Origin of the sequence: [Scytonema hofmanni] UTEX 2349 (assembly GCF_000582685.1) — a bacterium.
GTDB lineage: Bacteria > Cyanobacteriota > Cyanobacteriia > Cyanobacteriales > Nostocaceae > Hassallia > Hassallia hofmanni.
Genome location: NZ_KK073768.1, coordinates 3,750,502 through 3,774,132, shown reverse-complemented (window position 1 = coordinate 3,774,132; position 23,631 = coordinate 3,750,502). Strand labels below are relative to the sequence as shown.

General features: G+C 40.4%; 27 protein-coding genes. 17 read left to right on the top strand and 10 right to left on the bottom strand.

Translation table 11 applies throughout. The features are described from left to right. The first annotated feature begins 40 nt into the window (after nucleotides 1-40). Together TOL9009_RS0121970 and TOL9009_RS0121965 are read left to right on the top strand one after the other, a co-directional pair. Nucleotides 41-484, top strand: coding sequence for a YidH family protein (locus tag TOL9009_RS0121970; protein ID WP_029634667.1), 444 nt, complete (start codon nucleotides 41-43; stop codon nucleotides 482-484). Beyond that, a complete protein-coding gene (locus TOL9009_RS0121965; RefSeq protein ID WP_398344912.1) occupies nucleotides 474-980 on the top strand; it encodes a GNAT family N-acetyltransferase in 507 nt (168 codons plus the stop codon). Before TOL9009_RS0121970 ends, TOL9009_RS0121965 begins: the two co-directional genes overlap by 11 nt. A 164-nt stretch (nucleotides 981-1,144) precedes the next feature. On the opposite strand, the gene hemN is transcribed toward TOL9009_RS0121965, so the two are convergent. Both hemN and TOL9009_RS0121955 read right to left on the bottom strand, forming a co-directional pair. Further along, entirely contained in the window at nucleotides 1,145-2,527 is a 1,383-nt protein-coding gene (gene hemN, locus TOL9009_RS0121960; RefSeq protein ID WP_029634665.1) for an oxygen-independent coproporphyrinogen III oxidase, read from the bottom strand. 574 nt (nucleotides 2,528-3,101) lie between these two features. Next, a complete protein-coding gene (locus TOL9009_RS0121955) occupies nucleotides 3,102-3,332 on the bottom strand; it encodes a hypothetical protein (RefSeq protein ID WP_144238302.1) in 231 nt (76 codons plus the stop codon). Nucleotides 3,333-3,417: 85 nt separating this feature from the next. Here TOL9009_RS0121955 and TOL9009_RS0121950 point away from each other — a divergent pair, with 85 nt between their 5' ends. The 5 genes from TOL9009_RS0121950 to TOL9009_RS0121930 all read left to right on the top strand — a co-directional run bounded on the left by TOL9009_RS0121950 (nucleotide 3,418) and on the right by TOL9009_RS0121930 (nucleotide 9,298). Next, complete coding sequence (locus TOL9009_RS0121950; RefSeq protein WP_029634663.1) at nucleotides 3,418-3,792, top strand: hypothetical protein; 375 nt, start codon at nucleotides 3,418-3,420, stop codon at nucleotides 3,790-3,792. A gap of 444 nt (nucleotides 3,793-4,236) precedes the next feature. After that, nucleotides 4,237-7,455, top strand: a complete 3,219-nt coding sequence (locus TOL9009_RS0121945; RefSeq protein WP_029634662.1) for a glycoside hydrolase family 15 protein — start codon at nucleotides 4,237-4,239, stop codon at nucleotides 7,453-7,455. 53 nt (nucleotides 7,456-7,508) lie between these two features. Then, the gene (locus tag TOL9009_RS0121940) at nucleotides 7,509-7,802 is read left to right on the top strand and encodes a type II toxin-antitoxin system HigB family toxin (RefSeq protein WP_029634661.1); all 294 of its coding nucleotides are present in this window, start codon (nucleotides 7,509-7,511) and stop codon (nucleotides 7,800-7,802) included. 124 nt (nucleotides 7,803-7,926) lie between these two features. Next, nucleotides 7,927-8,310, top strand: coding sequence for a helix-turn-helix domain-containing protein (locus TOL9009_RS0121935; protein WP_029634660.1), 384 nt, complete (start codon nucleotides 7,927-7,929; stop codon nucleotides 8,308-8,310). A 118-nt stretch (nucleotides 8,311-8,428) separates the two neighbouring features. Then, nucleotides 8,429-9,298 carry an RpnC/YadD family protein gene (locus TOL9009_RS0121930; RefSeq protein WP_029634659.1) on the top strand — a complete coding sequence of 290 codons (870 nt, stop codon included), beginning with the start codon at nucleotides 8,429-8,431 and terminating at the stop codon, nucleotides 9,296-9,298. Between the two features lie 28 nt (nucleotides 9,299-9,326). Here the strand turns inward: TOL9009_RS0121930 and TOL9009_RS0121925 are convergent, their stop codons facing one another. Next, nucleotides 9,327-10,109 (bottom strand): ABC transporter ATP-binding protein, encoded by a 783-nt coding sequence (locus tag TOL9009_RS0121925; protein ID WP_029634658.1) that lies wholly within the window; start codon nucleotides 10,107-10,109, stop codon nucleotides 9,327-9,329. Further along, the gene (locus TOL9009_RS0121920; RefSeq protein WP_029634657.1) at nucleotides 10,099-11,208 is read right to left on the bottom strand and encodes a branched-chain amino acid ABC transporter permease; all 1,110 of its coding nucleotides are present in this window, start codon (nucleotides 11,206-11,208) and stop codon (nucleotides 10,099-10,101) included. The genes TOL9009_RS0121925 and TOL9009_RS0121920 overlap by 11 nt, the downstream gene beginning before the upstream one ends. Nucleotides 11,209-11,412: 204 nt before the next feature. On the opposite strand from TOL9009_RS0121920, the gene TOL9009_RS0121915 reads away from it, so the two are divergent. From TOL9009_RS0121915 to TOL9009_RS0121880, 8 genes are all read left to right on the top strand, one after another. Continuing rightward, the gene (locus tag TOL9009_RS0121915; RefSeq protein ID WP_029634656.1) at nucleotides 11,413-11,610 is read left to right on the top strand and encodes a hypothetical protein; all 198 of its coding nucleotides are present in this window, start codon (nucleotides 11,413-11,415) and stop codon (nucleotides 11,608-11,610) included. A gap of 56 nt (nucleotides 11,611-11,666) precedes the next feature. Further along, nucleotides 11,667-11,933 (top strand): hypothetical protein, encoded by a 267-nt coding sequence (locus TOL9009_RS0121910; protein WP_038296518.1) that lies wholly within the window; start codon nucleotides 11,667-11,669, stop codon nucleotides 11,931-11,933. A gap of 254 nt (nucleotides 11,934-12,187) precedes the next feature. Continuing rightward, nucleotides 12,188-13,774 (top strand): glucose-6-phosphate isomerase, encoded by a 1,587-nt coding sequence (locus TOL9009_RS0121905; protein ID WP_029634654.1) that lies wholly within the window; start codon nucleotides 12,188-12,190, stop codon nucleotides 13,772-13,774. A 121-nt stretch (nucleotides 13,775-13,895) separates the two neighbouring features. Continuing rightward, nucleotides 13,896-14,342, top strand: a complete 447-nt coding sequence (locus tag TOL9009_RS0121900) for a cupin domain-containing protein (protein WP_029634653.1) — start codon at nucleotides 13,896-13,898, stop codon at nucleotides 14,340-14,342. Between the two features lie 185 nt (nucleotides 14,343-14,527). Further along, on the top strand, nucleotides 14,528-14,845 hold the full coding sequence (locus TOL9009_RS0121895) for a hypothetical protein (protein ID WP_029634652.1): 318 nt from the start codon (nucleotides 14,528-14,530) through the stop codon (nucleotides 14,843-14,845). Then, entirely contained in the window at nucleotides 14,842-15,204 is a 363-nt protein-coding gene (locus TOL9009_RS0121890; RefSeq protein ID WP_029634651.1) for a hypothetical protein, read from the top strand. The genes TOL9009_RS0121895 and TOL9009_RS0121890 overlap by 4 nt, the downstream gene beginning before the upstream one ends. A gap of 116 nt (nucleotides 15,205-15,320) precedes the next feature. Beyond that, nucleotides 15,321-15,638: a hypothetical protein gene (locus tag TOL9009_RS0121885; RefSeq protein WP_029634650.1), complete on the top strand. Its 318-nt coding sequence runs from the start codon at nucleotides 15,321-15,323 to the stop codon at nucleotides 15,636-15,638. Continuing rightward, nucleotides 15,635-15,997 carry a hypothetical protein gene (locus tag TOL9009_RS0121880; RefSeq protein WP_029634649.1) on the top strand — a complete coding sequence of 121 codons (363 nt, stop codon included), beginning with the start codon at nucleotides 15,635-15,637 and terminating at the stop codon, nucleotides 15,995-15,997. The genes TOL9009_RS0121885 and TOL9009_RS0121880 overlap by 4 nt, the downstream gene beginning before the upstream one ends. A 3-nt stretch (nucleotides 15,998-16,000) precedes the next feature. Here TOL9009_RS0121880 and TOL9009_RS0121875 read toward each other — a convergent pair whose 3' ends face one another. Genes TOL9009_RS0121875 through TOL9009_RS0121865 form a run of 3 tightly spaced genes read right to left on the bottom strand, consistent with a single transcriptional unit; the run spans nucleotide 16,001 to nucleotide 20,120 of the window. After that, on the bottom strand, nucleotides 16,001-17,449 hold the full coding sequence (locus tag TOL9009_RS0121875) for a DUF1802 family protein (protein ID WP_029634648.1): 1,449 nt from the start codon (nucleotides 17,447-17,449) through the stop codon (nucleotides 16,001-16,003). Nucleotides 17,450-17,451: 2 nt separating this feature from the next. After that, nucleotides 17,452-19,440, bottom strand: a complete 1,989-nt coding sequence (locus TOL9009_RS0121870; protein WP_029634647.1) for a P-loop NTPase fold protein — start codon at nucleotides 19,438-19,440, stop codon at nucleotides 17,452-17,454. A gap of 47 nt (nucleotides 19,441-19,487) precedes the next feature. Then, entirely contained in the window at nucleotides 19,488-20,120 is a 633-nt protein-coding gene (locus TOL9009_RS0121865) for a hypothetical protein (protein ID WP_029634646.1), read from the bottom strand. 405 nt (nucleotides 20,121-20,525) lie between these two features. Here TOL9009_RS0121865 and TOL9009_RS0121860 point away from each other — a divergent pair, with 405 nt between their 5' ends. Together TOL9009_RS0121860 and TOL9009_RS0121855 are read left to right on the top strand one after the other, a co-directional pair. Next, nucleotides 20,526-21,023 (top strand): hypothetical protein, encoded by a 498-nt coding sequence (locus TOL9009_RS0121860; protein WP_029634645.1) that lies wholly within the window; start codon nucleotides 20,526-20,528, stop codon nucleotides 21,021-21,023. 60 nt (nucleotides 21,024-21,083) lie between these two features. Further along, the gene (locus TOL9009_RS0121855; RefSeq protein ID WP_029634644.1) at nucleotides 21,084-21,353 is read left to right on the top strand and encodes a hypothetical protein; all 270 of its coding nucleotides are present in this window, start codon (nucleotides 21,084-21,086) and stop codon (nucleotides 21,351-21,353) included. A gap of 154 nt (nucleotides 21,354-21,507) precedes the next feature. Here TOL9009_RS0121855 and mdh read toward each other — a convergent pair whose 3' ends face one another. The 3 genes from mdh to TOL9009_RS0121840 all read right to left on the bottom strand — a co-directional run. Next, nucleotides 21,508-22,518, bottom strand: coding sequence for a malate dehydrogenase (gene mdh / locus TOL9009_RS0121850; RefSeq protein WP_029634643.1), 1,011 nt, complete (start codon nucleotides 22,516-22,518; stop codon nucleotides 21,508-21,510). A gap of 301 nt (nucleotides 22,519-22,819) precedes the next feature. Continuing rightward, entirely contained in the window at nucleotides 22,820-23,035 is a 216-nt protein-coding gene (gene ndhO / locus TOL9009_RS0121845) for an NAD(P)H-quinone oxidoreductase subunit O (protein ID WP_029634642.1), read from the bottom strand. Between the two features lie 189 nt (nucleotides 23,036-23,224). Next, a partial coding sequence (locus tag TOL9009_RS0121840) for an RNA-guided endonuclease InsQ/TnpB family protein (protein ID WP_221928649.1) occupies nucleotides 23,225-23,631 on the bottom strand: 407 nt, incomplete at its 5' end.

The window sequence follows — 23,631 nt, the reverse complement described above, 5'->3', positions numbered from 1 at the left end:
TAAAAAGGAAAATAGACACTTTGTCTTGTTTAAAATTTTAATGACAAAATATCCTCAAATAGACCGTCAGCGGGAGCATCAAGCGAACGAACGTACATTTTTGGCTTGGTTACGGACTTCAATTGCTTTAATCGGTTTTGGTTTTGCGATCGCTAGATTCAGCTTATTTCTACGTCAACTTCATTCTACCCTAACTCAACAAGAACCTCAGGTTCATCCCATCTTTAACTCAGAAAACCTCGGTGTCTGCTTAGTAATTTTTGGTATTGTAGTTATAGCTTCGGCTGCTTGGCATTATAACGAAGTTTTTTGGCAGATTGAGCAGGGTAATTATCGCCCCAATCGTAGAATGGTTTTGATAATCACCGTTGTGATGATGATTTTTGGAACACTCAGCATTCCTCTAGTTTTGTGGGCAAATAAACTGCATAGTCCCGCTGCTAATCCTGCTCAACGTCGTCAACGTATTTCAGATGACTTTTAATCAGCGACGTTCTATGAAAAAAAGCGTGTCACTACCAAATGGATGTATCCTGCGTCAAGCGATATCTGAGGATATTTGGTCAATTAGATGGTTGGTTCTTTCGGCAAAACTTGACCCGACGCAAATACGCTTTTCGCAATTTTCGGTAATTGAATGCGAGGGGAAAATAGTAGCTTGCGGACAGTTACGAAACTTTGATGATACACAAGAACTTGGTAGTTTGGTAGTTACACCAGCTTGGAGAAATCGCGGTTTAGCAACTTTAATTACGCAGCATTTGATTGCAGGAGCAACTCAACCGCTATACTTAGAATGTTTGGGTCAGCGGTTGGCGGAATTTTATACTAAGTTTGGTTTTGTAGTAATTGCCTTCGAGGATTTACCGCGATCGCTTAAAGGTAAGTTTGGATTATCGCAATTAGGTAAAAAGCTGCTGAGAGTTCCTGTAGTGTTTATGCATTATCCCAGCAGTAGTGTAAATAAATGCGCTTCTTAGTAGTAACGGCTTTAGCCGTTTAAACCTCTACAATTGATATCATGCAATGTAAAGACATTCCGTCGGAACGTCTCTACGATGGTTGGTATGTTTTTATTATTGTTAATTAAACGAACATGGTATGAGCGGTAAACCGCTCACTACTAAAGAAAATGAGCTTAGACTCAAATGGCACGAGAGAATTTTCTCTGTTGATTTCTGGTATGAGCATCAAAGATAACGGCAACGTTTCTTAAAAGTAGTTTGCCGATTTCTGTAATCCGAATATATTTCGTTGATAACTCAACTAATCCATCTGCTTCTAATGGCTGTAACGCCTTTATTTCTAAGCTGAAGTATTCATCAAAGTTGATATTGTACTTCTTTTCAATGTCTGGCTTATGCAGTTCGTGATGACACATAATAGACATTATCACATCGCGTCGAATAATATCATCTTGGCTGAGTTTGATGCCTTTACTAATTGGTAAAACACCAGCCTCAATTCCTCTATAATAATCTTGTAATTGCTTGTGGTTTTGGGCGTAAGCGTCTTCTAACATACTAATAGATGTGGCACCAAAACCAAATAGTTCTGTTTCTGCTAGGGTGGTGTAGCCTTGAAAATTGCGTTTTAGGGTGCGATTTTGTTGAGCGATCGCTAATTCATCATCAGCTTTAGCAAAATGATCCATCCCAATAAATAAATACTTATTCGCTGTCAATTCCTCAATCGTCATCTTGAGAATTTCTAACTTTTCTTCTGGTAGGGGAAGCTTCTCTTCACGTATATTTTTTTGGACAGGCTTTACCCACGGCACATAAGCAAAATTAAAGACTACAATTCGATTGGGATCTAATGCGATCGTCTTTTGAATCGTTTCTTTGAAAGTTTCGCGAGTTTGATAAGGTAAACCATAAATTAAGTCTACATTCACACTTTTGAAGTTAGCTTCTTTAATCCAACTCATCACATCAAAGAGCATTTCTTCAGGTTGAACGCGATTTACAGCGACTTGAACTTGCCGATTGAAATCTTGGATACCAAAACTAATTCGGTTAAAGCCAATTTCTCTGAGAAAGAAAATGTAATTTTTATCAACATAGCGGGGATTTATCTCAATTGAGATTTCCGCTTGTGGATCAATGGTGAAATGTTGCCTAATATTTTTCCACAAAAATTCTATTTGTTGGGGATTCAAATAATTAGGAGTACCACCACCCCAGTGAACTTGCAGTACTTTTCTATCAGAATCAATTAAGGCTGCTGTATTTCTAATATCTTGAACTAAAGACTGTAAATAAGGTTTAGCAATATTCTTATTGTTGGAAATTACCGTATTACAACCACAGAAGTAACAGGCAGTTTGACAAAACGGTATATGGAAATACAAAGAAAGTGGAGATTTTCTTTGATTTGAGTTAGCGATCGCTTCTTTAAAATCACTTTCATTAAATGCTTCTGTTAACTCAGTTGCGGGTGGATAACTGGTGTATCTCGGTGTAGCAGTATCGTACTTTTGAATCAGATTAGAATCGAATTTAACACCAGGAAGTATAAAAACCATAGCGGATAGTGGATAGTGGTTAGTGGATAACTTTTGACTGTTGACTGTTAACCGTCAACCAACAACTAACAAATAACAAATTGAATATTGATAAATAATATGCATTACTTTAGCCTGCAACCATTAGTGTAGACGCAGATGCTAGTAATCTGGATTTTATTTCTAAATTATTTAACTATTATTATTTCTGTAACTATAAATAAATTAAGTAAGTGAGCCAAATTAAACATAAAATATTCTCTTGGTTCGTAGTGAGCGGTTTACCGCTCATTAGAGACGCCGATTGCTCGCGTCTCTCTAACCGTCATTTAAGAGTTTGACAGACTACTAAATCAGATAAAATACGCCTGATTAGCTTGGGATACTCAGTTAATTTATCCATTATAGGACTTACGCACTTGTTACGAGAAAACAAGACTTTGAGATTGCTTTCTTGCGTCGCAATGACGGAAACACGTAGTTCGTGCGTAAGTTCTGCATTAGACATCTGGTAGAAATTAAATATGCCTTATCCAGAACCCTTGTAAAGACGTAGCACTGCTACGTCTCTACATTGTTTTTCAAGAGAGGTCTATTATATTGCATTGGGTGACAATGCCATTGCATCGGGTGACAATGCGATGCGATCGCGATCCAATGCCATTGCATCGAGTGACAATGCGATGCGATCGCGATCCAATGCCATTGCATCGAGTGACAATGCGATGCGATCGCGATCCAATGCCATTGCATCGAGTGACAATGCGATGCGATCGCGATGCAATGCCATTGGATCGGGTGACAATGCCATTGCATCGACTTGCAAACATTAAATCACCTTTTTTCACCTTACTGTTATGTATTTTGTTTTAATGGGTACGTTAAATATATAATTTATTACCTATGCTACTATGCCTACCCCAGATAGAACACGTCGTTTGTCTCCTCATCTGATTAGTCAAGATATTGACTCACTGCACGGATTGCAAACCGTCACTAGCTATGATACACCCCGCACTGATGCCTCTAGGACAAAGTTACAGGAAGCTTATCAGGCTATGTTGACTCATCAACAAGCCGAAACCGAAAAACTAACTTTATACCGTGCTGCTGCCGATGCTGCGCGATTAGCAGAGTGGGAATTTCACAATGCTGTATTAGCCATGAAAGAAGTCGTGCGCGGGCAATATGGAACAGATAGCGATGAAGCTCAAGCGGTTGGACTGAAGAAGAAATCAGAGCGCAAGCGTCCCATCCGCAAAAAGCTGGAAGCGATCGCAAGTTAATTTGCAGTAGACACGGAAACTTATAGTAAACTTTGCGACTTTTAAACATCGGTTCTAAGTCTTATTTTTTACTCTACCGGGTGTTTATAAGTCGCGGCTATACAATCAAAACCCTTGTTTTTATAGTCTGCGTAGGCAGACTTTGCCTGTGTAGTAGCGAATTATATTCGCCCAAGTCTTCTTAAACATCTTTTTTTTGAAAAAAATTACAATTTCGAGTAAAATTCACTAATACTAACAAGTTAAAAGGCAAAAGTTGTTCTGGTATTTATAGCGATTCCCACATTCATGAGGTACAGAATATTGAATTAACCGCTTCGGAAGATAGATAAACGCTGATGGACGCAGATAAATTTGTACCTCAGCAAACTAGGAAACGCTATATAACAATATTCAATTCATTGCCACTAAATCAAATTTCCACTCTCTGCGAACAATCTGATTATGAAAACAATTACTGAATTACTATCTCGTCTTGATTATTACTATGAACAAATCAAGACAATTATTCTAGTGCGTCAAAATGCAATTACTGGGTTGCTTCCAGCAAGTACGGCAATAACTGCTCACGGAGATTATACTGATGCTTGGGTGCGAGATAATGTATATAGTATTCTCGCAGTTTGGGGTTTAGGACTAGCCTACCGCAAAGTAGATGAAGATAATGGACGCACCTATGAGTTAGAACACAGCGTTGTCAAGCTGATGCGCGGATTGTTGTTTGCTATGATGCGACAATCACACAAGGTAGAGCAATTTAAACATACTCAGTCACCATTAGATTCGTTACACGCTAAATATAATACTGCGACAGGAGATATTGTTGTCGGTGATGACGAATGGGGACATTTACAACTTGATGCAACATCAATATTTATACTGATGTTGGCACAAATGACTGCTTCCGGATTGCAGATTATTTTTACAATTGATGAAGTGAATTTCGTCCAAAATTTAGTTTACTATATAGGACGAGCTTACCGCACTCCAGATTACGGCATTTGGGAACGGGGAAATAAAATTAATCACGGTAACGCCGAATTAAATGCTAGTTCTATCGGCATGGCAAAAGCCGCTTTAGAAGCGATTAATGGAGTGAATTTATTTGGTGTATGCGGTAGTCAAGCATCAGTAATTCATGCCTTGTCAGATGAAATTGCCCGCGCCCGAATTACGCTAGAATCACTATTGCCAAGAGAATCAGGCTCAAAAGAAATTGATGCTGCGCTGTTGAGTGTAATTAGCTTTCCTGCGTTTGCGGTGGAAGATGTGGAGTTACGCGATCGCACTTTTAATGATATCATCAATAAACTTGAAGGCAAATACGGTTGCAAACGCTTTTTAAAGGATGGACATCAAACCGTTTTAGAAGACTCTCATCGGTTACATTATGAACCTTGGGAACTCAAACAATTTGAGAATATTGAGTGTGAATGGCCCTTATTTTTCACTTATTTACTTTTAGATGGATTATTTCGCGGCGATCAAGAACAAATTAACAAATATCAAACAAGTTTAGAAGGATTACTTGTTGAACGCGATGGATTACTTTTATTACCAGAAGTTTATTATGTTCCAGAAGCTAATGTAGAAGCCGAAAGATTAACACCTCAAAGTCAACCACGCTTACCTAACGAGAATATACCATTAGTTTGGGCGCAGAGTTTATATTTTCTCGGTCAAATGTTAACTGATGGATTATTAGCAGTTGGTGATATTGACCCCTTGGGAAGACATTTGTGTATAGGAAAAGACCGTCAAGCTTTAGTACAAATAGCTTTGCTAGCAGAAGATGAAGATTTACAAGCAAAGCTAGAAGTTCGCGGAATTGAAACACAAACACCCGCACAAGTAGAACCGATTCAAGTGAGAGAAGCCGGTGATTTAATTGCTATTTATAAACAAATTGGACGTTGTGATAAACTAGGTTTAACTGGACGCCCACCACGCAGTCCGCGCAGTTTGACAACATCAAGAATTTTCCGCTTTGGAAACGAGACAGTAATATTTTTGCCTTCATTTTTAGACTCTGAACAGTTCTATTTAACTCTTGATTATCATTTTTTAGTAGATCAACTCAGAAGCGAACTTGGTTATATCCAAAAGTATTGGAATGATTTAGGACGTCCGACATTAACATTAATGTTGACTCATACCATGTTGGAAACAGGTTCAGAAGCTTTGCTAGAACTGATGCAAGAATTAAAAGATGGTGTTTGTCATGGTGTGCGCGTCAAATTAGGACGATTAAATCAATTGATGTTGACTACAACTATAGAAAGACTTGATTTAGTCAAAAAAGAAGAATTTTTCCAAGCACCTGTAAAAAATGCTGGGTTGCATTGTTATTATTTAGCTTATGATTCCGAAAAAAATGGGCATTTAGAACACACCCAAGAATTTCAAGTGGAGTTTCAAAGTAACTTGGAATTGTTGCTTTCATCGTTGCGCTCATCAGAAAACCTTTACGAGCAAATAGAATTATTGCAGACTTTAACTCGTTTGCAAGGATTGGAATTTGATACCGGCTTTGGTGAACGCGAAAATCCTATCACCGTAGCAGATTTACTTGACGAAGTATACACCAGAGCCGGAAAAATTGGCATGTGGGGGATAGTGCGTCGCGCTGCGGGTTTGCAGAAGATGAATTATATTGCCCTGTCAGACGTGGTAACGAATATTTTGGTACGGGGTAAGCAAATCGCTGTGGGTAGGGCTTATAGCGAAGCCTCGCTAATAACCGTGCCATTATCTCATAAGGAAATAGTCGAGAAAATAAATCACTTCTGTCGTGAGGATATAAGCGATCGCGTTCTCACTCAAGAAATTCTTATATATCTGAGTTTGTTAATCAAGTCAGAACCAGAATTATTTAAAGGACTGCTGACATTGAGAGTCGGCTATTACATTTTATTGCTAACTAGCGAAATTGCTGGGGAAATGCATATCACTCAAGACGAAGCTTATGAAAAATTGATGGAACTTTCGCCTTTTGAAGTGAAAATGCGCTTGGAAAAAGTATTCACTGAACACACCGGCATGAGTAAGTTATTACGTAAACAAGAATCACTGCACGTCAAACAAAAAGAAACTGATATTGAATGGGTAGTGCAACCAGTAATAGAAACGGATATAGAAGTACCAGCAGGTGGTTGGCGTCGGTTTCGTCAAGCTGAAGGTGCTACAGGACGAGTCCCCAAAGACTTTTTTCAGCAAGTTTGGCTGGTGATGCATCATTGTAAAGGCTTAGTTATTGGTGATAAATTAGAGCGTCGCAATCGTTTGGATAGTGAAGTGATGATATCCGAAATGACCGCTGGGGAAAGAAACTTTGCCTTGCTAATCGAGCATTTGTTAAATAAAATTGAGGCACCAGAATACCGACAACTTAATATTGAAGCATTAATGGAATTAGCTGCGATCGCTTCTAAGAACCCAAGCTTACAAATTGAAGAAAATATCGTGTTAGATGTGCTAATTGGTCATGCGGTGCGAGTTGCTTGGTTAGATGCACATAAAGAAAGAGGCGATCGTTATGACGAAGATAAAGGTAGTGCGTGGCGATCGTTTTACAATACCTCTCCCAGAGAATGCGCTAGTTATATCGTTAAAGCATTCCGCTTCTTAACTGAATTTGCTGAAGTTGAAGAAACAGCAGCTTGAATAAAGCGAATGATGATTTACTCTGATAGTTAGAGAAATACTATAATCCTGGTATGCGAATCATTCCCCGCAGTACTTTACGGAAATTTTGGGAAGCATATCCTGATGCCGAGCAAGCACTAAAAGCTTGGTATGATGAAGCTTTCCGTGCGGAATGGAACAGTCCGACGGATATCAAAAGTACTTACCGTAATGCCAGTATTATTGGTAATAATCGTGTTGTTTTTAATATCAAAGGCAATGATTATCGCTTAATTGTTCACGTTCGTTATTACATTGGCATTATCTTTATTCGTTTTCTGGGAACGCATCAAGAGTACAATAACGTAGATGCAACAACAATTTGAGGTTGTATTATAGCGATTCCCACATATTCATGAGGTACAGAATATTGAATTAACCGCAGATGAAGATAGATAAACGCCGATGGACGCAGATAAATTTGAACCTCAGGATACTAGGAAACGCTATATGAAGCTTGAACTTCGTCCCATCAAAACCGAAACTGATTATTGTGCTGCGCTTAATGAAATTGAAAAGTTATTTGATGCAGAACCCGATACACCAGAGTTTGACAACTTAGCAGTTTTAACTATGCTGGTGGAAGCATACGAACAACAGCATTACCCAATTGAGCCACCAGAGCCGATTGAGGCTATTTTATATTATCTCGAATCCCGTGGGTTGTCCGCTGATGATTTGGAACCTATTATTGGGAGTCAGAGAGAGGTTACAGACATTTTAAATCGCCAGGAAGCGTTAACACTAGAGATGATTCGGCGTTTGCATTCCTCATTGGGAATTCCAGCAGAGGTGTTGATTCAACCATACCCTCTAATGAAAAATTCTGTTTAATAAAATAGCAAAATTATTTACTGCCTACTCCACGAAAATCATCCCTTGATTGGGCAACAGTCTTTCTTTTTCTCCACAACCGATTAAAATTAATCCACAAAAGTGCATCTAACTTCTCATGGCTAAATCCGCTGACATCAGCACCAAGCGATTAATCAGCCTCGCGCCCGAAAATTGGGTAAAATGGGTAACACAAATCCCCGACATCGTAGCTGGGGAAGTTCTCAATTCTGAATTTCAATGGATTAGCCGCGAAAGCGACGTGTTAATCCGCGCTACCAGTCCGCAATATGGCGAATTTCTTGTACTTAACGAGTTACAATTGCGCTATAAGCCAGAAATGCCCAAACGAATGCGCGTTTATGCTGCATTAGCAGAAGAAAAATATAACCTGCCAACCTACCCAGTATTGGTTAATATTCTTAAAGAAAGCGATCGCGAAATTGCCACACGTTACCAATCTGAGTTTGCCGGATTGCGAGCAATTCAAGACTACCGCGTAATAAATCTTTGGGAAGTTGATGTAGAAATAGCTTTTCAACAATCAATTCCCTCTTTGCTTCCCTTTGTAGCAATCCTCAAAGGTGGTGCAGAAGAATCTATAATTCAGCAAGCTTTGCAAATTCTTCGTGCAGACGAACAATTAAGTCAGTTAGAAACCGTTCTGGCGTTTTTTGCTACTTTTGTATTAGATAGTGCCTTAGTTCAGCAAATTATGAGGTGGGATATGGCAGTGTTAACAGAGTCTCCTTGGTATCAGCAAATCTTAAGAGAGGGAGAAGCGCGAGGACGGCAAGAAGGACGGCAAGAAGGACAACGAGAAGAAATGTTGTCCGGTATTGAATTAGGTTTGGAAATAAAGTTTGGCACTGAAGGATTGCAGTTGATGCCAGAAATATCTCAAATTTCCGATTTGAACCGATTAAAGGCAATTCAGCGAGGTATTTTGACAAGCAATACTTTGGAAGAATTCCGGCAACTCATTTGAACAGATGAGCACTCGTATGTGCTGACTTTCATTGCCCTAAATAAGCTTGTAAAACTTTCGCATTGCTTTGAATTTCCGCTGGAGTACCATCAGCAAGATTTTGTCCTTCAGCGAGAACCCAAACGCGATCGCACAACGACATGATTACATCCATATTGTGTTCGATAATTAGAAAGGTCATGCCCTCTTCGCGATTCCAAGTGATAATGCGATCGCATATATCATCAATCAATCTCGGATTAACCCCCGCTGCCGGTTCATCTAACAAAATCAACTTCGGATTGGTCATCAACGCTCTTGCCATTTCCAACAGTTTGCGTTGTCCCCCAGATAATCCACCAGCGTAATCTTGAGCTTTTGCAGCTAATCCTACCTTATCTAACAAAAACATTGCTCGTTCACGCAGTTGCTTTTCTTCCTTCACAACTACGTGGGGTTGCAACTGTACTTGCCAAAAGTTCTCACCAGTTTGCTTTTGCGCTGCCAATACGACGTTTTCTAACACCGACAACCGCGAAAGAGTCCGCGCTACCTGAAAGGTGCGAATCAAGCCTTGCTGGGCAATTTTGTGCGGTTGTAGTTGCTGAATTTGTTCCCCATCAAAAACCACTCGTCCCTTATCTGGACGGATGAAGTTAGAAAGTAAGTTAAATAAAGTCGTTTTTCCCGCACCATTGGGACCAATCAACCCAGTAATGCTGCCTTTTCTAACTTGAATTTCTGCATCATTTACAGCTTTAATTCCACCGAAACTTTTTGCAAGTCCACTTGCTGCGAGTAAAGGTAATTCTGAAGATTGATTATTTGCCAAGGGTAAGTTCCTCCTTTTTTCCTAAGATACCTTGAGGACGCCAAACCATCAGTACAATCAAAATTAAACCGATTATCATAATGCGAAATGCACCCGCTTGTTCTGTACTGAGACTGGGGAAAATGTCATCCAAGTATTCACGGGTAAGGGTATCGTAAGCAAAGTAAATTACAGCACCTAAAATAGTACCGATATTATTACCAGAACCGCCGAGAATGACCATAATCCAACAATCAAAGGTTAGCTGTGGTTGGAAATTATCAGGATAAATAGCGCTGAGTTGCCATGCAAAGAAAGCACCAGCGATGCCTGCGATCGCACCACCCAGCATTAAAGATTGTAGTTTATACCAAAAGACATTTTTCCCCAAAGCTTTGGGAATTTCTTCATCTTCGCGGATAGCTTTGAGAATTCTACCCCAAGGCGATCGCACTAAAACTTGCAAGCGCCAAAATACCAAAGCTAATACTAGCAGTGACGACAGCATCAAGCCTGCTTTGGGATTGTAATCATATAATGCGATCGCTCCAGAAATATAAATTGCGATCGTCAACAGTGTAAATAAAAGTCCTACTCCTAAGTGTGTAGCAAATTCTTGCTTGCTACCTAACTTTTTCGTACTGCGAATCCAACGCCATAACGAATATAAAGTTATACCACCCAACAGCGTCAGCAACCCAATCATGATTAATCTGACAATCAAATTAGGCGTTGTAGATAAAGGTATAGCATAACTTTGTACCCCAAACGCCCCAGATATCCAAGTATCACCTACAGGTAAATCTTGGTTATTTACCACCAACCGAACTAATTCCCCAGCACCAATAGTCACAATTGACAAGTAATCTTCCCGCAAGCGCAGGGTTGAGAAACCAATTAGCAAACCTAACAAAGCTGCCAAAATTCCCCCAATCAACGCCGAAATTAACAGCGGAACCCCCTTTAAGCTTAACAACACAGTTGTATAAGCTCCTAAAGTCATAAAAGCAACATGTCCGAAGTTAATTAACCCCGTAAACCCCCACTGCAAATTCAACCCCAGAGCGAACAATGCAAAAATAGACGTAGAAATTGCCAAGAAAATAAGATAGTCAACCATAGTTATTAGTCAAGAGTCATTAGTCAAAAGTCATTAGTCATTAGTCAAGAGTTCCCCTTGTCTGTGTTAACCATTGGTATTTTCTGGGAACAATATTACAGGCATAAGTAAGTAGGCACAAATAAAAACATTTATGTATTTATTCTCCATACCCAATGCCCAATGCCCAATGCCCAATGCCCAATGCCCAATGCCCCATAATATATGAACTTGCTGCGAATCAGAATACATCATTTAATCGAACAATTAGCCGATGATGACCTCCAAGAGATTTGGAGCGTTATCCACGGTTTATACTGTGACTATTACATGCTCAAAGCCATAGAAGAAGTCAAGCGATCGCAACAACCGTGGGATAGCTTAACTCATGATGAAGCGCTGCGTCTGTTAATGTTTTTTTAAATCAGCCAGCTTTTTCGTGTCTTGTGTCGCTAAGGAGTTAAAATTTGGTTAAGGTGATGCTTGCTGTGAATCGGGAAGTCCGCTATGCAAAGTCTTTTTTAATAGATTTGAAAAATTTAGAACCGGCTGCCTACCAGCGGGTGTATAATTTTGTGTTTATTGAGTTTGCTGACAAGTCGCCGTTGCATTGCTTACCAGAATTGCGGCAGCTAGACAGCGAGGGCTTTTTTCACCGCTTCACCGTGGATAATTATCTCATCGGCATAGAAATTAGGGGTCAAATCGTCAAATTCTTGCGAGTTATACCGATGCCAGATGTTTAAATTAAGTGGGTATGGGGCAACGGGCAATGGGCAATGGGCATCGGGCAATGGGCACGCTCGCAGTGAGAATTAAAGAAGTAAAGCAAGTGCGTTAATAAATACAATTCTTTCCATGCCCCATGCCCAATGCCCCATGCCCCATGCCCAATGCCCAATGCCCCATGCCCAACACTTAAGACTGTATAAGGCTCTGCTCTTATCGCTCTTGGCATAAACTAAACTTGTTTGCGTAACTACTTAACTAGAGATTTCCTATGGATGCTAAAGCACTTTGGCAACGATACCAAGATTGGTTATATTACCACCAAGGACTAGGATTTTATCTAGATATCAGTCGAATGCGGTTTGATGATGCCTTTGTAGAGTCGTTGCAGCCGAAGTTTGACAAAGCGTTTGCCGATATGGCTGAACTGGAGAAAGGAGCGATCGCCAATCCAGACGAAAATCGTATGGTAGGACATTACTGGCTGCGAAATCATACTTTAGCACCTACTCCAGAACTTCAAGAGGAAATTGTCAACACAATCGAACAAATCGAAGTATTCGCCGAAAAGGTCAAAACAGGTGGAATTCATCCTCCCAGAGCACAACGCTTTACTGATATTATCTCCATCGGTATTGGTGGATCTGCCCTGGGACCCGAATTTGTGGCTGAAGCGCTTGCCCCAGATTTTCCACCTCTCAAAATTCACTTTATCGACAATAGCGATCCCGCAGGTATCGATCGCATTTTGACTCATTTGCGAAACAGCCTTGCCAGCACTTTGGTGTTAGTTATCTCCAAATCTGGGGGAACACCGGAACCGCGCAACGGTATGATTGAAGTGAAAAAAGCTTACGCCGGACAGAATTTAGACTTTGCGAATTATGCGGTTGCTATCACCAGTGCCGATAGCAACCTTGATAAATTGGCAAAATCTGAAGGCTGGATAGCAACCTTTCCCATGTACGACTGGGTAGGAGGACGCACCTCTGAATTGTCAGCCGTGGGGCTAGTACCTGCCGCATTACAAGGCATCGAGGTTGGTGAGATGCTAGAAGGTGCCAAAGAAATGGACGATGCCACACGCATCAACGATGTCAAAAAGAACCCAGCAGCATTGTTAGCTTTGTCTTGGTATTATGCTGGCAACGGACGCGGCGAAAAAGATATGGTTGTCCTACCTTACAAGGACAGTTTATGTCTATTCAGCCGCTATTTGCAACAGCTGGTGATGGAATCTTTGGGTAAAGAAAAAGACTTAGACGGCAACACTGTTTATCAAGGCATCGCCGTTTATGGCAACAAAGGCTCAACTGACCAACACGCTTACGTCCAACAATTGCGCGATGGTGTAGCAAATTTCTTTGCCACCTTCATCGAAGTTTTGGAAGATCGTAATGGTGCATCTCCAGAAATAGATCCTGGAGTCACATCAGGTGATTATCTTTCTGGCTTCCTCCAAGGAACCCGGCAAGCACTTTATGAAAATCAGCGCGATTCGATTACAGTGACAATTCCCCAAGTTAATCCCCGCACTGTTGGGGCGTTGATTGCTTTATACGAACGCGCTGTTGGGTTTTATGGCAATTTAGTCAACATTAATGCCTACCATCAACCAGGTGTAGAAGCTGGTAAAAAAGCCGCAGCTACCATTCTAGATTTGCAAAAACAAATTGTGGAAGTGCTGCAAACTGAAAAAAATCCTCTTTCTTTAGAGGAAATTGCCGAAAAAGCTAACGCATCCGACCAAATTGAGCCAATTTTCAAAATTGTGCGCCATCTTGCCGCAAATCAGCGCGGTGTAGTGTTGCACGGTCATCCTGGGGAACCCGGTAGTTTGAAGGTTTCTCTGGGTTGATAGATGTAGTACTTTAAGCACATTTTGCCGACTTTTGTTGCTTGTGCAACAATTTTTTATTTTTGGGCATCCTAGATTGAAGAGACTTCAATTTTTAGGATGTTTTTTTTAGGATATTTTGATGAAAAACGTGCGATCGCTGGAAATTCATCCCCTAGAATCTATCAAGGGAGGGATGGCTCACTTTTTTACCCCCCAAGCTAGCCATGAAACAATGCTGGTGCAGATTCCCCCAAATACAATAGATGATTTGTTTGTTCATAAATCACAAACAGACCAATTATTACTAGTTAAAGGTGAGTTTGTTTTGGTTAGTTTAATTAACAAGAAATACCAATATCTTGCTTTAAGTGAAGATTACCCAGCAGTAGTAACAATTCCACCCGGAGTTTTGCACGGAGCAATTAATTTAAGTTCCGAACCATGTGTTTTAGTCAATGCAGTATTGCGTCACAGACCAACCCAAGAGCGCGATTATATCACTCGCGGTAGACCATTTCCTTATGATTTAGCAGCAGCAGAAGCGGCTTTAAAACAACTGCACACAACCCATAAACAACCTGTGTAATTAGTAGACCTCTCTCCAAACCTCTCTCCTACGAGGAGAGAGGCTTTGATTTCCCTCCCCTTGTAGGGGAGGGACGATTTTGACGCAAGTCAAAATCAGGGAGAGGTCTGACGTTTTATTTAGTTGAAATGCTTATATTATTTATTGATACTATGAAAATAATATCAATAGATAGACTTAAAACGATGACTGAATCAACACCAAAACGCTTAGTACGCAGAGGTCGAATATTTCCCGAAATTACTATATCACCACAAGAATTAGCCAAACGTAAAGCCGAAAAAGATGTATTTCATCAACGTTGTCGAGCGATTTTTGAACGAGTGCGTCCCCAATTTATCGATAAACATTATGGCTGGTATATTGCTGTCGAACCAGATAGTGGTGATTACTTCATTGATGTAGATATAGAAATAGCAAGCCATAAAGCACGCGATAAGCATCCAAATGCTGTACACTGTATGTTTTGCCTGAATGAGACTGGAGCCACTGGCACAATATGATACAGGGTACATTTGGCGATAGAGGGCAGCTATTTTTTGAGATTGAATTAATTAGTGTTAATGGGTTCAATCTGCCTGTGGATGCCATGTTGGATACTGGTTTCACAGGCTTTCTGGCTATTAATAAACAGGATTTAGACGCTCTTAATTGGCAATTTCTTCGTGAACAAGAATTGCGAACCGCACAAGGGGAAAGTCTTTTTGAACTTTATTTAGGTAAGATAGTTTTGGATGAACAAGAGTATGAAGTTGCAGTTTTTGCCGGAGATGAAATTACAGAAATATTGTTAGGTTCAGAGTGGTTAAAAATTCTGCCGTTAGTGGTGAATTATCAAGCTGAAATATTGACGTTGGGATAATTATTAGCTAGTTGGTAAGTTCCGGAGAAAATAAAAGCGATCGCTTCTTCAATTCATATAAAATTATAAAATATATTGATACTATGAAAATAATATCAATAGATAGAATTAAAACTATGACTGAATCAACACCAAAACGCTTAGTACGCAGAGGTAGAATATTTCCCGAAATTACTATATCACCAGAAGAACTAGCCAAACGCAAAGCCGAAAAAGATGTATTTCATCAACGTTGTCGAGCGATTTTTGAACGAGTGCGTCCCCAATTTATCGATAAACATTATGGCTGGTATATTGCTGTCGAACCAGATAGTGGTGATTATTTCATTGATGCAGATAATATGCAAGCTCACAAAAAAGCCCGTGAGAAGTATCCAAATGCTGACCACTGCGTTTTCTGCTTGAATGAAACTGGAGCCACTGGGACTATATGATACAGGGTACATTTGGTGAGAGGGGTCAATTATTTTTTGAGATTGAATTAATTGCTGCTGATAATTTAAATCTGCCTGTGGATGCGTTGTTAGATACTGGTTTTACAGGCTTTATCGCAATGAATAAACAAGATTTAGACGGTCTTGATTGGACTTATATTGGTCGAGATGAACTGCGAACCGCACAAGGGGAAAGTCTTTTTGAAATTTATTTAGGTAAGGTACTTTTGGATGAACAGGAGTATGAAATTCCAGTTTTTGCAGGGGATGAAATTACAGAAGTATTATTAGGTTCAGAGTGGTTAAAAATTCTGCTGTTAGTAGTGAATTATCAAGCTGAAATATTGACGCTAGGATAATTATTAGCTAGTTGGTAAGTCGCGGAGAAAATAAAAGCGATCGCTTCTCCAATCTTTGCCTTTTATTCGTCCCAAGTAGCCTGTTAAAGGTGATGAAAGCTCAATTAATATTTCGTGCAAATCTTGAGGTTGCATTTTCATCGATGCACCAGCAATAAAACCATGTAGTGCATCAACACTTGCTCGCTCAAAACCTGTATTTTCTAGATAATTTTTTACCTGTTGAATGATTTGCGATCGCTGTTGTATTTCTATATAAACTTGGTTAATATATTTTTCAACTTCCTCATCTGATTGACCTGCTTTTAGGTATTCTTTTAGCTTAAATAAATCTACTGAATTACGATAAGTGCTTTGTAGTTTGACTAGATTCTCAAGTGTTTTTGGGTTAATTATAGCCATACCATGTATTTTTGCTGCGTCTTGAAGTTGCTTTGTAGGTTCACCAGGACCAATAATTAATTTAGTGGCTTGTTTAAAAAGGTCTTGTCTGCGTAAAGTTCCTAAATTTAACAATTGTACTGCCGTATCGTTGGGAATTTTTTTACCTGCTTTACACTCACCAAATAGCGGGTATGGTTGGGAACAAAATAAATCTAAACCACCCGCACCACCTTTATGGGAATAGTCAAGGGTAAAACCGAGGAATTCAAGACTATCACGCACTACCTTTTCAAACTCTGTTCCTGCTTGATAATTACTTTTTCCTTCATCTTCCTTTCGACTGCGATCGCCTAATTTCGCAATATCATTTATCCAAGCTAAATTTAAATCGTTTTGCTTGACAAATTGCTCACTACTCCAACCTAAAAATACATTGATATCTTGTTCTAATTGTTTAGCTGCTGGGTTGGTGGTAGCGAGGGAAATTAAAGCACTTTGCAATTCTTCTAATTGTGGATGCAGCGGTGGTTGTAAATTTTGTAACTGGTGTTGGCGGATATTGAAGATGCGATCGCTTAACACTGGCTTGGCGTCGGAAACAGTCTGAGACTTTGGCAAAGATACAAAATGACGATTTTGGGGTTGCGTTGGTATCTCAAACGGTTTAGACAGCAAATAAACGCGCAGGTAGGCTAAAAAAATATGAGGTCGTTGCGAAAGTATTTGCTCTAGTGCTTCTGTTGTCCAGATGCTTAGTTGCGATAAAGCTTTTAATGATTCATATTCATTTACTATTTGGCACAGTTCGCATTTAGCCCAAGCTTTAATTAAAACTGCCTCAGAAGCTAAGTTAGGAATAACTGTTTGTGCAATGGGCAAAAAACTTGAGCGATAGTACTGCTCTAGTGGTAGTAAATTAAGTGAAATATCTGCTGGATACAGAGCAAATGTCTGCCCCGGATTAATGAATTTCCGAGGCATTGCTGCAATTATTCGTCCTTGAATTAACGCTTCAACATCGGGAGATGGTAGACATAAAGCGTTGTAAATTAAAGTTGATTTGCTCATGGTTAATTAAACAAATCGCCCAAATCTTCCGCGTCGTCTGTATCTTCAATATTAGGAGGGTTAATAAAGTCCTTTAATAGTTCGTCTCCCTCAATAGTCTCTTGATCAATTTTGCCGGAAGGATCGCTCAATATTTCTCGTAACAAAGGATTTTCGGCAGTTAGCGGCTTTGAAAACTCTCTGACTTGCTCTTCATTTAGCTGATAAAGTTCGCGCTTTTGGTAAACCGAATAAATGTCAATGAGTGGTCTAATTTCTTCTGCTTTCAAATACACCCATTCTCCACGCAATTCTTGCACAAGTTTATTGAGATGACCGTATGACTCCCAATTCTTGCGAATTGTTTTTTCTTTAGAGCGAACTAAGCAACCCCGCGTTATATCGAATGTTTCGTAGTCAATTAAACGCCACATTCCTGCACCTACTACACGTCCGTTAGAATATTGGAGTACAGTCACGCCTATTTTGAAAGCTTTGTTTTTATCTTTACCAATAATCTTAAAGTTTATCCAACCCTGATTCTTTGATCTTGGCTCAACTTCAATAACATCTTCAACTTTTACTTCGTTTAAAGTCTCACCTGTTTCCGTCTCACCTTCTAATGTGTGACCTTTCAAAGTCTCAAAGCCAAAACGCAAAGCCTCGGCAATTAAAGAATTATGCGTTTCTTCTAAATAATCACCAAGGTTTACTTCACTCTCCCTTTTTAAAGCTAGTTCAAATCGCTCAAATGGCTCTTTTGGTAATTCCTCTGCATCAACTTTAAAGTTTTCTGCACACCATTGCAAAGCTTCTCTAACAGTTAATTTGTTTTTACCATATTTTTTCAGTTCACTTTCTTCAAATGGATAAAGAGGATTAGGAGGAGTTAAACTCCTTGCTTGATAAAATTCTTTTAGCCACAGGCTGACTAGTTCAACCATAGAATCCCCATTAAGAGGCTTTAAATCTATCGGTCTGCGTTGCGTATATTTGGAAATTCTATCTGGTATTCCAGCTGCCGCTATATTTATCTTATCTCTCCAGGTATCAGCCATCATTACTGTAATAATAACAACACCTCGACCAAGTTCAGAGTTTTCGAGAGTATCGTGCAGAATTTTAACCAAGTTAGCAATTACGATTTCTGTTGGAAAACCATCATCAGTAGAGTTGTTTTGGACATCAATTTCGTCAAAACAAATAACAACAGGGTTGTAATAACTCACTAAATTTAATATTTGCTGAATATTTTTTAGTGCTTCAGCTTCTCTGTCTTGACTAGTTTTGCTAGGATTGGGTAATCCTAAAATATCAGCATTAGAGTTTGCTAACTCATGACCAGATAACCATTCTCTTGCAAAAGATGCTTGAGTTTCTGAAAGCGTCCACAAAATAGCCCGTAAAATATAGGGATCTACATTTGATTTTGTTCTGAGAACTTGCCTTGTGAGCGTATTCATCAAATTTCTGTTTCTAGCTGACCAACTAGCAGATACTCTGTCAAATCGATCAACCAGATCCTGAGGAGAAAGGTTTGGAGCATTGGCATTAATCGCTTTGAAGCCTTCGTTTGCGATCGCAGCTGCTACTTCTTGCCACTGCATAACTCCTTGACTACCTGTTTTGCTCAGACTATCTGCTAAAGTTTGCTGAAATTGGTATTTGACCAGGTTTAAATCTGTATAATTATTCACTCCTGCATAGACGAATAAAGCCCCACCTTCGCGTTCCAGCCGATGACGAATACGGCTAAGGAGATGAGTTTTACCTACTCCGTATTGAGCAGTTATGGCAATTGATGTCACTTTATCTTGACTAGATTGACTAGTACGCACCAGCTCAATTGCCTGAAAAACAGCATCTGAAGCATGGGCATTTAAAGTAGGTACATCGGGGAATCCCTTCCCCCAAACATCTTGTTCTTTGACAATTCCAGCGTTGCTAAATGGATTATGACTTTGGATGGCGGCGTTGATGTCTTCTATCGGTGAAACAGAAGGATTTTCCATAGCGATTGGTGTGAGGTAACGAACTAAAACTGAATTTTGGGCAATATTTAACTCAAGTGCTTGGCGTAGTAGCGCAATCCACCACCGGGGATGGTGATTGAGTCATCACGCTTATCAGGAGTAATGTCTGGCATTTCTCCTGCCATTAGCTGCAAAATATCGTTAGCTTGCATTTCCAACAGCCAATCACTGAAATGGTCACGACTTGCACGATCGCCTATTTCTCTCCTAATTCGATAAATCGGCACCAAATCATTCAGGTTATAGTCCCGATTCAGCTTGTCATAAACTTCCAACGTGACTTTCTCAAACTCGTCGTAAGATTTAATTTCACTCTTTACCCCATTAACTGGTACATCTGCACCATCCATTTCACCAATCCACTTTATCAACGCATTCGCTGCCCAAGTTCCGACAATAGTGCCTTCAAATTTAAAATCACCACTTTTCAAACCTTCACTCAACACCGCTAAACCTTGAGGAGATGCGAGAGTGTAGCCTTTTTTCGAGATAGCGATCGCTCCTTTTTTCTCCAAGTCCTCAAAAATGTCTTTGAAATCTGCTATTTTCTTCTCTTTAGATTTGATGCGATCGTGAAGTTTACCTTTATTCACTTCCTGCTTTGCCCCTCCCAATTCCCATAAAGCAAGCAGTAGGCGAGTTGCAGCTTGATTTGTCATATTTTGTAATTTTTGTGACACTGTGTCAATAATAATCTTTACCAGTATAGTTCTGGCTGAAACCTTTTAACTTTTGAAAAAATCTCAAGTTTTTATTTATGAAAATATCCAGTTTCATATCCCCGACAACTTTTCCGAAGTCGGGGATATTGTCTTTCAGGACTGCTATGTACGAAAATATTTGTTACTAAACCAGCTTCGTATCTCTTTGGGATGAATACAAGTTCTCTCAAAGGCAGGATGAAATACTTTTAAAATTTCATCATCATTGCAATCAAACGGTGTACCTGTCCTGTTGTAAATGAACTATAAACGTTCCTTCCATCTTGGAAAATAACAATAATCTCAACACTGTTTTTCTCACAACACCGCATTTAGCTTTCCGCAGGGTGATAAGCAAATAGGATGAACACAATATACCCAGAGCGTAAAAGACTTTCGCGTCCGCTGGCAATGTTGCTTTCGGCATTGCTAACCGTACCGCTTCTTAGTAGTTGCGGTGGTGGAGGTTCCCAAAATGCAGCGCCACCCCCACCTGTTGATGATAGCGTTGGTAGAACAGTAAACAATCCTGCGCCTGGAAACCAACCCCAAGCTAAGAAAGGATTATCAACGGGGCAGAAAGTCGCGATAACTTTAGCCGGAGCAGCTGCACTTTACTACCTCTACAACAAGCATAAGAATTCCCAAAAAGAGGGAGCGCAGGGTAAGTACTACCTTTCCAAAAACGGGCGTGTTTACTACCGCGATGCTAATAAGCAGGTTCACTGGGTAACTCCACCATCAGGAGGAATTCAAGTTCCTGAATCGGAAGCGCAACAGTACCGGGACTTCCAAGGCTATAACGGGCGTTCCACAGGTCGCGATTTAACAGATGTAGCACCAGCAAACGCTCCGATTTAAATCGGCGCTCTTGAAAGCGGCTGACAACAAGGTTACACAAACTTAAAAAGGAGATAAATCATGGTAGGTGACTTTTTGCGAAAAGCGAAAGATATTAAAGATATTTTGACTGGCTCCAACGACGGGCAAGTTGATGGAGATGCCGATTACGGCGATCGCCAGGTAAGTCCAGCTAGCGAAGATCCTTACGGCGACCCCGCAGACCAGTACGGTAACGCTATCCCCGCCAGTCAAGACCCCTACGGCGACCCCGCAGACCAGTACGGCGGTGATGTCCGTCCAGCTAGCGAAGACCCCTACGGCGACCCCGCAGACGAGTATAATCGCTAATAAAGTTTTGAAAAATGCGCCCTTTGGGTTTTATATCATGTCCGTTTAATTAACACTAATACCTACCGTGGTAGAGACGTTCCGGCGGAACGTCTTTAGGGCGGAACGTCTTTACATTGTGGGTAATTTACCGGACATGATATCACTTGTTGCGTTAGCGATCGCGTACCGTCGACCACAGGAGAAGGGATCGCTCAATACTTTCACGCACAGATTCAGCGGAAGTATGTAAAGCAGCCATTTCCACATCAGTAAGATTCAATTCCAACACTGTGTCAATTCCACCGCATCCCAAGCGACAAGGAACGCCAAGACATATATTCTCTAATCCGTATTCTCCCTGAAGATACGCCGATACTGGTAATAATCGCGACTCATTTCGCAAAATCGCTTCTATCATTAAGCAAGTTGCAGAAGCTGGAGCAAAAAAAGCACCACCTGTTTGCATTAATTTCACAATTTCCGCCCCACCATGACGGGTTCTCTCTACCAAACGCTCGATTGTGGCTGCATCCATCAATTCTGTAATGGGAATACCGTTAATAGTAGAATAACGCGGCAAAGGAACCATTAAATTTCCGTGGCTACCTAATACCATTGCGTTGACATCAACAGGACTTACGCCGAATTCTAGTGCAATAAAGTTTTGAAAGCGTGCCGAATCTAACACGCCTGCCATACCCATAATGCGATGTCTAGCGACAAGCCCCGAAGGGTCTACGCTTGGTAAACTCGTTGCATGTCTTGCTAAATAAGTCATCACATCTAAGGGATTTGTGACGATAATGAAAATCGCATCGGGAGAACGAGCGATCGCTTTCAAAGTTGCCTCCACTACAATTCCAGCATTCACATAAAGCAAATCATCCCGACTCATACCCGGTTTGCAATTAATTCCTGCCGCAATTACCACAATTTCTGAACCAAACGTATCAGCATAATCATTTGTGCCGATAATTTTGCGATTATGGGTTTCAATTCCCCTTGCCTCCATCAAATCCAGCGCTAATCCTTGAGGCATTCCGGGAATAATATCCAGCAATACCACATCTGCTAAGTTTTTTTCGGCAATGCGTTGGGCAAGGGTACTACCAACCCTACCAGCACCGACAATGGTTACACGCGGTGAATAACACAGCATTGGAGAGGAAGGGGAATAGCTCATAATTGCGTGTTTTGGCGGATAATTTAATTTTATTAGGAATTTGGGATTAAAGATACTTGGATTTAGGACGCTGGTTGATTTGGTTAAAACCGGTCTGACGAGTTATATCATGTCCGTTTGATTAACACTAATATAAAACGTCGCAACCATCGTAGAGACGTTCCGCCGGAACGTCTTTATATATGATGTAGAGACGTAGCATTGCTACGTCTCTACAAGGATTTGGGATTTTTGATTAAGTCAATTAAACGGACATAATATTAGGGCTGATTTCCTCCCGAATCCCTAGTACACAGCCTTTTTATTTAAATTCTTCGAGTTGATCTAAACGTAACCACATATTTGGTGTTGGCACTTTTCCGAACTTGATTTGCGCGTAATCACCTTTAATATCTACAATTTCGCCTTTAGTTTCAAACAAATAACTCGGAAAGCGTGTATCACTAGCTTGTGCTTCTAAACTATTTTCTAGCTTTTCGCGGACAACGCGAACCGTATCTCCTCTTTTAATCGGCATTTACTTTCCCCTCTTGGTGTATATATGTGGATTCTTGATTGAATTTTATCTCGCGCCAAGCCCAAAGACGCAAAGATGCCTTAATTTTCAATTAATCACGCTGCAAGAATGCGGTTCGTATCTCCATAATCTTTGGATAACGATCAAAAAATTGACACTCCCCAGCCATAAATGGCGGGGATTCTAGCATCACCGAGGTTCTTTGCTTTTACAGGTCTTTCGACCAATAGAAGTATTGAGAACATCTCCGCTAGCGTTACTTCCCGGATGCCCTCCGGTAGCGTTTGCACGTCTTAAAATTACTTTGGCAGCATTCACATCACGTTGTTCGATATATCCGCAATGTGAGCAAGAATGTGTACGAGTGCTTAAAGTTTTTTGCACTTTTACACCGCAATTAGCGCATTCAAGGCTAGTAAAGTGGGGAGGAACTGCAATAATTTCTCTCCCAAACTTCTCACCAAAGTATTCGAGCCAGCGACTGAACAAATACCAAGAAGCGTCTGTTATGCTCTTGGCTAGTTTGTGGTTTTTCACCATGCCCTTAATATTGGTAGAGTCGATGCCCGGTATTATCCGGGGCACCTCTCTGTTAA

Bases quoted from the DNA above. Each gene is read 5' to 3' on its own strand.
- TOL9009_RS0121970 (WP_029634667.1), top strand. From the start codon at position 41: ATGACAAAATATCCTCAAATAGACCGTCAGCGGGAGCATCAAGCGAAC.
- TOL9009_RS0121965 (WP_398344912.1), top strand. From the start codon at position 474: ATGACTTTTAATCAGCGACGTTCTATGAAAAAAAGCGTGTCACTACCA.
- hemN (WP_029634665.1), bottom strand. From the start codon at position 2,527: ATGGTTTTTATACTTCCTGGTGTTAAATTCGATTCTAATCTGATTCAA.
- TOL9009_RS0121950 (WP_029634663.1), top strand. From the start codon at position 3,418: ATGCCTACCCCAGATAGAACACGTCGTTTGTCTCCTCATCTGATTAGT.
- TOL9009_RS0121945 (WP_029634662.1), top strand. From the start codon at position 4,237: ATGAAAACAATTACTGAATTACTATCTCGTCTTGATTATTACTATGAA.
- TOL9009_RS0121940 (WP_029634661.1), top strand. From the start codon at position 7,509: ATGCGAATCATTCCCCGCAGTACTTTACGGAAATTTTGGGAAGCATAT.
- TOL9009_RS0121935 (WP_029634660.1), top strand. From the start codon at position 7,927: ATGAAGCTTGAACTTCGTCCCATCAAAACCGAAACTGATTATTGTGCT.
- TOL9009_RS0121930 (WP_029634659.1), top strand. From the start codon at position 8,429: ATGGCTAAATCCGCTGACATCAGCACCAAGCGATTAATCAGCCTCGCG.
- TOL9009_RS0121920 (WP_029634657.1), bottom strand. From the start codon at position 11,208: ATGGTTGACTATCTTATTTTCTTGGCAATTTCTACGTCTATTTTTGCA.
- TOL9009_RS0121915 (WP_029634656.1), top strand. From the start codon at position 11,413: ATGAACTTGCTGCGAATCAGAATACATCATTTAATCGAACAATTAGCC.
- TOL9009_RS0121910 (WP_038296518.1), top strand. From the start codon at position 11,667: ATGCTTGCTGTGAATCGGGAAGTCCGCTATGCAAAGTCTTTTTTAATA.
- TOL9009_RS0121905 (WP_029634654.1), top strand. From the start codon at position 12,188: ATGGATGCTAAAGCACTTTGGCAACGATACCAAGATTGGTTATATTAC.
- TOL9009_RS0121900 (WP_029634653.1), top strand. From the start codon at position 13,896: ATGAAAAACGTGCGATCGCTGGAAATTCATCCCCTAGAATCTATCAAG.
- TOL9009_RS0121895 (WP_029634652.1), top strand. From the start codon at position 14,528: ATGACTGAATCAACACCAAAACGCTTAGTACGCAGAGGTCGAATATTT.
- TOL9009_RS0121890 (WP_029634651.1), top strand. From the start codon at position 14,842: ATGATACAGGGTACATTTGGCGATAGAGGGCAGCTATTTTTTGAGATT.
- TOL9009_RS0121885 (WP_029634650.1), top strand. From the start codon at position 15,321: ATGACTGAATCAACACCAAAACGCTTAGTACGCAGAGGTAGAATATTT.
- TOL9009_RS0121880 (WP_029634649.1), top strand. From the start codon at position 15,635: ATGATACAGGGTACATTTGGTGAGAGGGGTCAATTATTTTTTGAGATT.
- TOL9009_RS0121875 (WP_029634648.1), bottom strand. From the start codon at position 17,449: ATGAGCAAATCAACTTTAATTTACAACGCTTTATGTCTACCATCTCCC.
- TOL9009_RS0121870 (WP_029634647.1), bottom strand. From the start codon at position 19,440: ATGGAAAATCCTTCTGTTTCACCGATAGAAGACATCAACGCCGCCATC.
- TOL9009_RS0121865 (WP_029634646.1), bottom strand. From the start codon at position 20,120: ATGACAAATCAAGCTGCAACTCGCCTACTGCTTGCTTTATGGGAATTG.
- TOL9009_RS0121860 (WP_029634645.1), top strand. From the start codon at position 20,526: ATGAACACAATATACCCAGAGCGTAAAAGACTTTCGCGTCCGCTGGCA.
- TOL9009_RS0121855 (WP_029634644.1), top strand. From the start codon at position 21,084: ATGGTAGGTGACTTTTTGCGAAAAGCGAAAGATATTAAAGATATTTTG.
- mdh (WP_029634643.1), bottom strand. From the start codon at position 22,518: ATGAGCTATTCCCCTTCCTCTCCAATGCTGTGTTATTCACCGCGTGTA.
- ndhO (WP_029634642.1), bottom strand. From the start codon at position 23,035: ATGCCGATTAAAAGAGGAGATACGGTTCGCGTTGTCCGCGAAAAGCTA.